A 12,441-nucleotide genomic window follows, 5' to 3' on the forward strand; every position below is an offset into this window, starting at 1 on the left:
ATGAACTGTTCCCCAGAGAACCGGTGTATAGCTGAAAGCCGGTGTTCAGACGTTATTTGAAAATCATCTCCGAGGAGCCGAGGCTGAACATAAGTAAGCTCGGACGGATGTCTACCGTTACAAAGAACACGTATGATAGTACGTTGCTAAGTGCTATTAGTGAATAGCTAATAGAATTAGGGTGGTATCGCGGGTAAACCCGTCCCTACTTTATAGGGACGGGTTTTTTGTGTGCTTTAAAACATTCAAAAGGAGTGATTGTAGATGAAGAAAGTAGATGTAAAAGAGTCAGCTGTAGGGAGAGAAACACGTATTCGTAAACAGTGGAACGAGCAAAGCATTTTCGAGCAATCAATTCAGAATCGAGAAGGCGCACAATCTTTTGTGTTTTATGAAGGGCCACCAACGGCGAATGGATTACCGCATGTAGGTCATGCACTTGGACGAACAATTAAAGATGTAGTAGCAAGATATAAAACGATGGCAGGCTATAAAGTATTAAGAAAAGCGGGCTGGGATACACATGGTTTACCTGTAGAATTAGGTGTTGAGAAACAACTCGGTATTTCGGGTAAACATGAAATTGAAGAGTACGGCATTGAACCGTTTATTCAAAAGTGTAAAGAGAGTGTATTTACTTATGAGAAGCAGTGGCGTGAATTCACTGAAAGTATCGGTTATTGGGTAGATATGGATGATCCATACGTTACGTTAGAAAATCCCTATATCGAAAGTGTATGGCATATTTTAGGGACGATTCATGAAAAAGGATTATTGTATAAAGGGCATAGAGTTTCACCATACTGCCCAAGCTGTCAAACATCTCTTAGTTCACATGAGGTTGCACAAGGGTATAAAACAGTAAAAGATTTAAGCGCAACAGTTAAGTTTAAAGTGAAAGATAGTGAAAATGAGTATTTCTTAGGTTGGACAACAACACCTTGGACGCTTCCAGCAAATGTGGCGCTCGCTGTACATCCGAATATGGAATATGTTAAAGCAAAACAAGAAGGTCATGTATACATTGTTGCGAAAGAACGTGTACAAGATGTATTAAAAGAAGACTATGAAGTATTATCTGTTCATAAAGGTGAAGAATTAGTAAACACATCGTATACAGCACCATTTCCGATGAAAGAAGTTACAAATGGCTACCGCGTTATCGGAGCAGATTTCGTAACGGCAGATAGTGGTACAGGACTTGTTCATATCGCTCCAGCATATGGCGAGGACGATTATAAAGTCGTTCAAAGTGAAGGATTGTCATTCTTACATGTTGTAGATGAAAAAGGTGAGTATACGGAAGCAGTACCGTTTTTGAAAGGTAAGTTTGTAAAAGATTGTGACGTTGATATCGTTCGTTATTTGGCAAAGGAAGGGTTACTATATCATAAAGAAAAGTATGAACATAGCTATCCACATTGCTGGCGCTGTGATTCACCGTTACTGTATTATGCAGGAGAGAGTTGGTTAATCCGAACAACTGCAATTAAAGATACATTTTTACAAAATAATGATTCTGTCACTTGGTATCCAGATCATATGAAACATGGAAGATTCGGTAAGTTTTTAGAAAATATGGTGGACTGGAATATTAGCCGAAATAGATATTGGGGAACACCATTAAACGTATGGGAATGTGAAAGCTGTGATCATCAATTTGCGCCAAAAAGTATTGCTGAATTAAGAAAACATAGCACGAAAGAAACGCCTGAAGATTTAGAATTGCACAAGCCATATGTAGATGAAGTGCAAGTTTGCTGCGAAAAATGCGGAAGTACAATGAATCGTACACCTGAAGTAATTGATGTTTGGTTTGATAGTGGTTCCATGCCGTTTGCACAATATCATTACCCATTTGAAAATAAAGAGTTATTTGAAGAACAGTTTCCAGCGGATGTTATTGCAGAAGGCATTGATCAAACGCGCGGCTGGTTTTATAGTTTATTAGCAGTGTCAGCACTATATACAGGAAAAGTGCCTTATAAGCGAGTGTTATCACTAGGGCATGTTCTAGACGAAGAAGGACAAAAGATGTCTAAAAGTAAAGGCAATGCACTAGATCCTGTTGATTTAGTAGAGAAGTTTGGTGCGGATGCGCTACGGTGGGCTTTACTCGTTGATAGTGCTCCATGGAATGCGAAACGTTTTTCTGAAAGAACAGTACTGGAAGCCAAATCTAAATTTGTAGATACGTTAGTCAATGTGTATAGCTTCTACGTTTTATATGCAAATTTAGATGGTTATAATCCGAACGAAATGTATGACGTAAAGCGGACGAAATTAGATGAATGGGTATTGTCAAGATTGCATAGCACAACGAAAAAGGTAAGAACGGCACTGGATGATTACCAGTTTACAAATGCAGCTCGTGAAATCGCGGCGCTTGTAGATGAAGTGAGTAATTGGTATGTAAGGCGTTCACGTACTCGTTTTTGGGAATCTGGTATGAATGCTGAGAAAGCAGCTGCGTATGACACACTTCATGAAGTGCTTGTAACAGTTAGTAAATTAATTGCACCATTTACACCATTTGTCGCTGAAGATATTCATTTGAATTTAGAAGGCAGAAGCGTTCATTTAGAAGATTATCCAGTTGTAAATGAATCACTTATTCAGCCGAAATTAGAAGCGGAAATGGATGCTGTTTTACAAGTTGTTGAACTTGGAAGAAGTAACCGTAATCAGCATTCTTTAAAAGTAAAACAGCCGTTAGCAGAACTTGTATTACTTGAGCATAAAGAGAATGATATCGATTGGGAATCTTATCGTGATATCGTAATGGATGAGCTAAATGTAAAAGTATTCCATGTGGAACTCGATGAAACGAAGTATACATCCTATCAATTAAAGCTGAATTTTAAAACAGCTGGGCCGAAGTTCGGTAAAAATGTGAATGCAGTAAATGGCTGGTTAAAACAATTGTCACAAGAAGAAGTACAGCGCTTTGTCTCAACTGAAAAAGCGGTATATCAAGCTACGTCAGGGGAAGAAGTAGTTGTAACAGCTGAAGATGTATTGGTTGAGAAAGTTGCAAAATCAGGCTTCTCTAATACGACTAACGGGCAATATACGGTTATGTTAGATACGAATGTAACGGAAGAATTGTTACAAGAAGGGGTAGCACGTGAATTTATTCGCGCCGTTCAAGAATATCGTAAGCAGTTGAATTTACCGGTTAATTTACGTGTGGATGTTATTCTTGATACAGAGCAAGAACTACAAAAAACGTTAACGAATCATAAAGGTTTGTTGGAAGAAAACTTACTCGTTAAGCAATTTACATTTGATCGCTTAACGAATGAAGACGATGAACTATCTTTAGGTGAGACGAAAGTTCGCATTAAATTAAACGCGGCAAATTAAAGAAAAAGGAAGTTGGAATCATTCCAACTTCCTTTTTGTATGGTTAGGAAAGAAATATATTTCTACAGTATTTTGCTCCTTTTACACATAAATATTGAGAAAATTCCACTCCCCCTAAATGTAAAGGTAATAGATTTGCTCGTATAGAATTACTCGTAGATTCACTTTATTTCGTTACTTATGGACAGTAATAGCCTTATAGGAATGGGGTAAAGGTTTCAATTTATTAGGGGGAGTGGTTTCATGTTTAATAAAAAAATGGTGGCAATGGCAATGACTGTACCATTAGTAATGGGGACAATTTCTACTGTTTCGGCATTGGAAAAACAACAAGTAAAGCTAGAAGCATATTCACCGCAAAAGAAAGCAATTGAATATTTGAAAGGACATGCTACGGAATATGGATTAAAGCCAGACCTTTCAGATTTACAATATATTTCTACAACGGATACGTCAGTAGCTTCATATGTTCGATTCCAACAAGTAGTTAACGGTGCTCCTGTATTTTCAAAACAAATAACAGTTACTATTAATGGACAGGGGCAAGGAGTACTTGCTGTGTCTGATTACCAGCCTGTTCAAAATGTGAAGGAAATAACGAAAAAGATTAGTGAAAAAGATGCAGAACAAAAATCAATGGCGTATGTTGGAGGGGAAAGTGAGCAAAACTTATGGGCTCCTACAGAGAAAGAATTCGGATATATTGTTGAAGATGGAGTCGCTATTCCAGTATATAAAGTTGTAGTCCATTCTAATAATCCATTCGGTGCATGGGAAACATTTGTTGATGCGGAAAATGGAAAGTTAATTAAAAAAGTTGATATAAACCGAAAAGTAGAAGGAACTGGAAAAGTATTTTTACCTAATCCTGTCGTATCAAGTGGTAGTCTGGCAGGGTTAAAGGATAATAAAGATGCAGATTCAACGGCTTTAACGAATCAATTGAAAACAGTTACTTTAAAAGGTTTAGATGGTACAGGGTTTTTAATTGGAGAGTATGTAACAATTTCTTCAAAATCGAAGACAAAATCTACAAATTTACAATTTAACTATACACGCGCGAATGATAGCTTTGAAGATGTTATGTCATATTATCATATTGATACATTACAACGTTACATTCAAGGGCTAGGATTCAAAAATATTAACAATCGTTCCATTAAAGTGAATGTAAATGGTACAACAGATGATAATTCATTCTATTCTCCATCAACGAAAGCTTTAACTTTCGGTACTGGCGGAGTGGATGATGCAGAAGATGCGGGTATTATTGCACATGAATATGGACATTCAATTCAAGATAATCAAGTACCTGGATTCGGTAGTTCACCAGAAGGTGGAGCGATGGGAGAAGGGTTTGGTGACTTCTTAGGTGCTACTTATGAAGATGCAGTGTCGACTACAGGGTACGGAAAAGCATGTGTTGGAGAATGGGATGCGACTGCATATTCTAGTTCAGATCCAACGTGCTTACGCCGATTAGATAATAATAAAGTGTATCCGAAAGATATTACGAATGAAGTACATGATGATGGGGAAATTTGGGCACAAGGCCAATACGAAATGGCACAAGCTTTTGGCCGTGATGTAGCAACAAAAATTATTTTACAATCACATTGGTCATTAACACCAAATGCGAAATTCCGTGATGGTGCGAAGGCAATTAAGCAAGCGGATGCTCTTTTATATGGCGGACAACATGCCGCTGATATCGATCGTATTTGGGCAGCAAGAGGAATTAGTACGAATTAAAATAAAAAAGTCGTGGTATTTTATAAGCCACGACTTTTTTATTTTTCTAAGAACTGGTATGAGTAAATTAGGTGATATCAATGATAGTGTGAATATATCCACATTCCATTTACTTTTTTGTATCTTTAAAAACAAAATGCTCTTTAAATTTTCTAGACTCAACTTTTTGACCGTTTCTCATCGAGCGGAAAGGATGTTCTTGCCACGTAATGATCACGTCCACTTCATTTGATTTTGTAGCAACAGGGAAGTTAGCATGTCTGAATCCAGTTTTTCCGCTTGCTAGTCGACTTTCTTCTAGGGAAAAGAGTTCGTATTTTGTTTTCATATTTGGTTCATTACGGAAGACTTCAACTTGTACGTTATATACTTCGTTTTCTCCAACATTCGTTACTGAAAATTGATATGTTTGAAATTCATCTTTTTTAGCTTGAAGCATATTCTTGCTTATTTTTTTCGGTTCAGCAATATTCACTCGCCATTGATCAGAATTTTGAGAGATTGGTAAAGAGTTTGGTGAATAGGCGTATGTTTCATTCACTACAATTAAGCATAACAACAAGAGAAAGAAACTAATTGCTTTTTTCATATGTATACCTCCGTTACAATTTTGATATTAATATGTGTGGAAAATGTAGAGTTTATGTAATAAAATGGAAGGTGTTATTGAAAAGACTAATGCAAATCTAAATGGGTAAATAATAATAAAACGTAAAAAAAATTACTAAAAAACTATAGAGGAAGAGAATTTAATAAAAAGGCTTGCACTTTACAAAAATAAGAGTTAGAATACTCTGTAAATATAAAAAGTGATGATCAGGAAAAGTACATGATGCAAAGGTCTACAGAGAGCAGCCGATTGCTGGGAAGGTTGCGATACTGCATGATGGAAAGACACCTGTGAGTGTTGCTTTGAACGTGATAATTAGTAAAAGCAAACGGTACCTACCGTTATCAGGACTAAGATGGTCAGTATGACAATTTGGGTGGTACCGCGGAAAAATCCGTCCCTATTTATAGGGGCGGATTTTTGTATTCTTTGAAAGGAGGTGAGTGACCGTGGATGATGACGATGATAACAATAACGTAAATAAAAATAAAATTACTGGAGGGAAATGTAATGGGTCAAATAATGAAGCGTTCACTCACACGAGAATGTACGGGGCATACCGGAAAGACTGTATTACTACAAGGATGGGTAAAAAAAGTTCGGCATTTAGGTAATGTTAGTTTTTTATTATTGAGGGACAGGTCAGGAGTTATACAATGTGTATTAGAAAACGAGTTAGCGGGATATAAAATTGATGTTGAAAGTGTTGTTCAAGTAATTGGAAAGATTGTGGAGACATCGAAAACAGAATTAGGTGTTGAGGTGCTTGCGCATGAAGTGAAAATATTAAATAATGCGGAACCACTTCCATTTGAAATAAACAAAAAGAAGTTACAAGTTGGTTTAGATCAAATATTGAATGAGCGGGTAATATCATTAAGACATGAGCGAACCGCGGCGATTTTTAAAGTGAAAGCTACACTCGCTCAAAGCTTTAGTGAATATTTAACGGAGAACGATTTCACACGTATATTTACGCCGAAAATTGTTTCGCAAGGAGCAGAGGGCGGAGCGAATGTTTTTAAACTTCCATATTTCCAAAAAGAAGCGTATTTAGCCCAATCACCACAGTTCTATAAACAAATGATGGTAGCGGGAGGATTAGAACGTGTTTTTGAAATTGCTCCAGTGTACCGCGCTGAACATCATAACTCTTCACGGCATTTAAATGAATATATATCGTTAGACGTAGAATTAGGGTTTATTCGTGATTTTTATGAAGTGATGCAATTGGAAACAGATGTTTTACGATATATGTTTCAACAAGTAGGAGAAAAATGTGAAGCAGAATTGGAACTACTACAAGTAGCAGTACCCGTAATTACTGAAATTCCTAAAATCACATTGTTAGAAGCGCAAGACATTTTGAAGAATAAGTACCGGAAAGAATCGCCAATTGGGGATTTAGATACAGAAGGGGAAAAGTTGTTAGGGAAATATGTAAAGGAAACATATAGTAGTGAATTTGTTTTCATTACACATTATCCGAAAGAAGCTAGGCCGATGTATACGATGCCAAATAAGGAGAATTCAGCTATAACGGATTCTTTTGACTTACTATATAAAGGATTAGAAATAACGTCAGGCGCACAGCGAATTCATGAGTATAATATGTTACTCACTTCTTTTAAAGAAAAAGGATTACATCCAGAGAAATTCCGATCGTATGTAGATACATTCCGCTACGGATGTCCGCCGCATGGTGGTTTTGGAATTGGATTAGAACGAGTTGTGTATAAGTTTTTACAATTATCGAATGTGAGAGAAGCGAGTGCTTTTCCGAGAGATTGTACTCGCCTTATACCGTAAAAAGAATCTTCGCGATTATCGCGAAGATTCTTTTTTTAATGTTCTTTTATTTTTACATTCGGTTTAAAAAGGGAGAAATATAGACTCTTTTTTTCTCTCTTTTCTTTCGCTAATACACTTAATAAAAGTGAGTTATCAATTTGATCTATATCACTTTTTAGTGCATTTTGCATTCCAAATAACATCATGTATACAGCTAAAATAACGATAGTGAAAAATAAAACGGGGCCGAACGCTACCCAAGGTAAAACATTTAAAAACTGGTGATTATGACCAAGTAAAACAAGTGTACCCGCAATGTTAAATGAAATGGATTGAAACAGTGCTAAATGCAATAATAATACTAAAGTTTGCAGCATTTGTTGATTTATCCAAATGAAAATTTTTGGTGTAAGAAAGGGTTTAAGATGTAATTTACAAATGTGAAAAAAACCACCACCTAATGTTTTAGAACTTGTCACAAATTCATTTTGTAGTAATAAACGAATTTCATTGCTGAAAAGTTGTAATAAATTAGGTACACTAATAAAAATTAAAACCGAAATCGTATAAGTAAGCCAAAGGTGTTCATCTTCTGGAGATACGAACATTACAGGTGATAGTAAAAATATCGCTAATAAGGTGCTAGGGACGTATTGGAATGTTTCAAATAGAACATCTAAAAAGCGTACGTATCGATAAAAATATGCATGAAGAACACCAAATATAAGTGAAAAGGTTATACGGAAAAAGCTAATAATTATTGCATAAAAAATGGGTGTTTTTGCATTGTAAAGAGTCCGAATTAACACATCATTTCCGTGCATATCTACCCCAAAAGGATGAGCAAAAGATGGCGGTGCTGGGGCTGTACGAGTTATTTTACCTTCGATGTATTGATATTCAGGGATAGGTTTGATTTTTCCTGTGTCTACTTTCTCTTTTGTAATATAACTTGAAATAATAATGGATACTAAAATCAAGAGTCCGATTAAAAATCGTATGTTAAAAACTATCTTTTTAAGCATGTAAATCCCTACTTCCTGGTAAAATGCGTTTTAATAGTTCAAAGGAGAGATAGAATGGAATTGTTAAAATTAATATACTTACAGTAATAATTTCCGGTGTTTGGTGCGTAATTAAAAATTTAAATAAGCCGTAGGAATTAAATAAATACTCCAGTACGATCATATTGGAAATCATAAATAAAAAAATAGATTTTGCATTATAAAAGATGGAGAGTAATGCGTTAATGAGTACGTGTTTATATAAAATGTAAAATGGCTTTAATCCTTTTGCGACCGCAACGTTTATATAATCCTTTTGTAGCTCATCATTATAATTTAAAAGGGAAATTTTGTATAAATAAATAGTCGGTAAAATACTCAGTGTTAATATTGGTAATAAATATGTTTTTTCTTGCATAGTAGAAAAGGGAACCGTAACGAGTAAATTCGTATTTTTATAAATCCAAATGACAAATAGCTGTACGCAAACGACAAAAAACAAGTCTGGCAATGATTCTAGTACGTGTAAAGTTTTAAGAATAAGAAATTGAATGCGTTTAGAGAAGTAAAATGTAAGTATAGTAAAAGTAGTAGAAAGAAGTACGGCGATAAGGAAGGCGCAAATCATAATCGTTAATGTATGCGTATATGATTCTAGTAAGTATGGAAAAAGATCACGGTCCGGCGACTGAGTGCCAGCATTGTTAATTTTATAAGTAATACTTGTAGGGTGAAACAAAGAAGAAATTACATTTGATATCGAATCTAAATAGTTACTAAAATTAAATTGTAAAGTTGGTGTAGGCGGAATTGCTAGCGATTTTGCTGAATTTGGAGGTGCACCGAAAAACAATTGTGGTAAGGAACAAATCGCAATAATACCAAGAATGATGAAAAATGAGCGGATAACAAAAAAACAACCATTTTTTAATAGTGACATAACGTTTTAAGCTCCTTTTATTTTTATCCCGCTATTTGTGGACAATAAGACCCCCACCTCAAAATTCAGCAAAAGCGAAGAAGTTAGGTGGGGGTCGGGCTGCCCGTAAAAGCCCGATTGGTTAAACTAATAATCAGTGGGGGATGGCCCCCCCACTGCATAAAGTTTCACTTTATTGTAAATATTTTCTATAAATCTATATAAAAATCCTTTTCGACAAAAAAATTAATATATACCTTGACAGTTATACATATAACCGATATACTTCATATTAATTTCAAAAGAAAATATATTCTAAATATTAAAACGTGTTGAATAGGAGTAGTAAGGTCATGTATTTGTACAGAGAGCTATGGGTTGGTGTGACATAGTCAAATGACATCCTGAACTCGCCTAGGAGCAGTAAGGTGGAACGGAATTACATTCTTAGTAAATCTTAACGGTTAACCTTCGATATTAGGTTTGTAATCAAACGATTACTACTAAGGTGGATTCATAATGGAATCAATAAGGGTGGTACCGCGTTAAGTAAATGGCTTAGCGTCTCTTTAAAAGAGATGCTGGGCCATTTTTTATTTTATGGAAAAAGAAATGGAGGGTTTATTTGGATAATTTTATAAAATTTAATTATCTATATAAAAAGATTTATTAGGAGGAAAATAAGATGAAACAGACGGAGCAATGGACTTCGAAATTAGGTTTTATAATGGCTGCGGCAGGATCAGCAATTGGATTAGGTGCGATATGGAAGTTTCCTTATATCGCTGGGAAAAGCGGGGGAGGAGCATTCTTTTTAATCTTTATATTATTTACTGTATTAATTGGACTGCCATTACTAATAGCTGAATTTATGATTGGACGCAGTACACAGAAACAAGCAGTTGGAGCATTTAAAAGTATCGCGCCAAATACAGGATGGCATTGGATTGGACGGCTTGGGGTTGGAACATGTTTTATATTACTTTCGTTTTATAGTGTTGTAGGTGGATGGGTATTAATTTATTTGTTCAGGGGAGTAACAGGGCAGCTTATTACTCCAGGACAAAATTATAGTACATTATTTACAGAGACAATTGGAAATCCCACTTGGGCCATTATCGGTCATTTTGCATTTATGTTTATTACAATATGGGTTGTATCAAAAGGGGTACAAAATGGGATTGAAAAAGCAAGTAAATATATGTTGCCAGCATTGTTCGTTTTATTTGTCGCTCTTATCATTCGTTCGTTGACACTTGATGACGCAATAGAAGGTGTAAAATTTTTCTTACAACCGGATTTTTCAAAGATTACTTCAGAAAATATTTTGTTCGCAATGGGCCAATCATTCTTCGCGATTAGTATAGGGATTTCAATTATGGTTACGTATAGTTCCTATTTAAATAAAAAAGAAAGTTTACCAAAATCAGCAGTTACAATTATTGGATTGAATTTATTTGTTTCTTTATTTGCCGGTCTTGCTATTTTTCCAGCAGTATTCTCATTAGGCATGGAGCCGACAGAAGGACCTGGACTTCTATTTATTGTACTACCATCAGTATTTAGTCAAATTCCATTTGGCGGATTGTTCTTAACAGTATTTCTTGCACTATTTACATTTGCCACATTAACATCAGCTTTCTCTTTACTTGAAACAGTTGTTTCAGCAATGGCGAATGGGAAGCAAGAAAGAAGAAATAAACTATCTTGGGTTATCGGTTTTTGTATTTTTCTAGTCGGTATTCCATCAGCGCTTTCATTTGGTGTATGGAGTGATATTACGATTTTCGGAAAGAATATTTTTGATGCAGTAGACTTCTTATCTAGTAATATATTAATGCCACTCGGAGCACTATTTATTAGTATTTTCGTATCCTTCAAAATGGAAAAGAAAGTGTTAGAAGCAGAATTTTTTGTAGGTGGAAATTACGGAAAAAAAGTATTCACTTGTTGGGCGTTTTTACTTCGATTTGTAGCACCACTTGCAATCATCATCGTCTTTTTAAATGTAATAGGGATTATTTAAGTTTAAATGTTATAATATTCAGTGAAAAGAAGGTGATGATTATAAAGGCGAATTTGACTGAAGCGGGGAAATACATGAACATTAGAGGTGAAAAGCTATACGTTGAAACGTATGGAAACTCTAAAAATAAGTCAGTATTGTATTTGCATGGAGGTCCAGGTGAAAGTTGTTATGATTTTTCATTTCATCAAGCGGAGCGATTAAAAGATTCCTTACATGTAATTATGTTGGATCAACGAGGGGTTTGCCGTTCAGAAGTAATTACCGAAGCAGAATCTTTTGGATTAAGCGATTTAGTTGAAGATTGTGAGGAATTAAGGAAAGTATTACAGGTTGAAAAATGGTCTGTAATCGGGCACTCTTTCGGTGGATATTTAGCATTGTTATATGCAGAGACGTATCCAAATTCAATAGAGAAAATCATATTTGAAGGGCCAACTTTCGATTTTGCATTAACAAGTAGAGCTTTACTACAAAAGACAGGAACTTTATTAAAGAAATATGGAAAAGAATTAGCGGCAGAAGACTGTTTTGCTTATTCATCTAGTAATGCAAATGCTAGTTCAGGAGAGTTACTCGAAGCTTATATAAGTTTAAGCGCTGAATTAGAAGAAAAAAGAATGGAGATTTACAATTATAAAGAAGATGAAACAGATTATAGTTTATATAGTGATGAAGAGTGGGAAGTATTTTCAAATCGTTCCAAAATCCATTTCGATAGATTAAAGTCAGAAGGAGCATATTATACGTCATTATTATCTAAAATAAAAGATGTAGAGAGTCCGATGTTATTAATTGTAGGAAAACATGATGTAGTAACGTGTGAAAAACAAATTGACACATTTAATAAAGATGCTCGAAACGGTACGTATATTATGTTTGAAGAGAGTGGTCATACACCTCATTATGAGGAAGCAGATCGATTTGCTGAAACAGTCATTCATTTTTTGAAATGAAGAAAAGGGTGCTTCTA

The 12,441-nt window shown here is 35.3% G+C and carries 8 protein-coding genes and 3 other annotated features (1 of these 11 cut by a window edge); of the genes, 5 read left to right on the top strand and 3 right to left on the bottom strand.

Annotated elements, in window-relative coordinates:
• Positions 1-210 (top strand) — a binding site (T-box leader) (it extends 30 nt beyond the left edge of the window).
• 54 nt (positions 211-264) lie between these two features.
• Together ileS and ACQKNI_RS16165 are read left to right on the top strand one after the other, a co-directional pair.
• A complete protein-coding gene (gene ileS / locus ACQKNI_RS16160; RefSeq protein WP_088230410.1) occupies positions 265-3,366 on the top strand; it encodes an isoleucine--tRNA ligase in 3,102 nt (1,033 codons plus the stop codon).
• Between the two features lie 243 nt (positions 3,367-3,609).
• Complete coding sequence (locus ACQKNI_RS16165) at positions 3,610-5,118, top strand: M36 family metallopeptidase (protein ID WP_088230409.1); 1,509 nt, start codon at positions 3,610-3,612, stop codon at positions 5,116-5,118.
• A 109-nt stretch (positions 5,119-5,227) separates the two neighbouring features.
• Here the strand turns inward: ACQKNI_RS16165 and ACQKNI_RS16170 are convergent, their stop codons facing one another.
• A complete protein-coding gene (locus ACQKNI_RS16170; protein WP_088230408.1) occupies positions 5,228-5,707 on the bottom strand; it encodes a hypothetical protein in 480 nt (159 codons plus the stop codon).
• 214 nt (positions 5,708-5,921) lie between these two features.
• Positions 5,922-6,133: a binding site (T-box leader), on the top strand.
• A 105-nt stretch (positions 6,134-6,238) separates the two neighbouring features.
• Here ACQKNI_RS16170 and aspS point away from each other — a divergent pair.
• Positions 6,239-7,537 (top strand): aspartate--tRNA(Asn) ligase, encoded by a 1,299-nt coding sequence (aspS, locus tag ACQKNI_RS16175; RefSeq protein WP_088230407.1) that lies wholly within the window; start codon positions 6,239-6,241, stop codon positions 7,535-7,537.
• Positions 7,538-7,572: 35 nt separating this feature from the next.
• On the opposite strand, the gene ACQKNI_RS16180 is transcribed toward aspS, so the two are convergent.
• Positions 7,573-8,544, bottom strand: coding sequence for a peptide ABC transporter permease (locus ACQKNI_RS16180; RefSeq protein WP_098356888.1), 972 nt, complete (start codon positions 8,542-8,544; stop codon positions 7,573-7,575).
• Positions 8,537-9,463, bottom strand: a complete 927-nt coding sequence (locus tag ACQKNI_RS16185; RefSeq protein WP_098356887.1) for an ABC transporter permease subunit — start codon at positions 9,461-9,463, stop codon at positions 8,537-8,539. Before ACQKNI_RS16185 ends, ACQKNI_RS16180 begins: the two co-directional genes overlap by 8 nt.
• Before the next feature lie 302 nt (positions 9,464-9,765).
• Positions 9,766-10,014 (top strand) — a binding site (T-box leader).
• A 113-nt stretch (positions 10,015-10,127) separates the two neighbouring features.
• Here ACQKNI_RS16185 and ACQKNI_RS16190 point away from each other — a divergent pair.
• On the top strand, positions 10,128-11,468 hold the full coding sequence (locus ACQKNI_RS16190; RefSeq protein WP_098252932.1) for a sodium-dependent transporter: 1,341 nt from the start codon (positions 10,128-10,130) through the stop codon (positions 11,466-11,468).
• Positions 11,469-11,503: 35 nt separating this feature from the next.
• Positions 11,504-12,424, top strand: a complete 921-nt coding sequence (locus ACQKNI_RS16195) for an alpha/beta fold hydrolase (protein WP_088230403.1) — start codon at positions 11,504-11,506, stop codon at positions 12,422-12,424.
• The last annotated feature ends 17 nt before the right edge of the window (positions 12,425-12,441 follow it).

Source organism: Bacillus sp. NPDC094064, from assembly GCF_050279585.1.
Lineage (GTDB): Bacteria > Bacillota > Bacilli > Bacillales > Bacillaceae_G > Bacillus_A.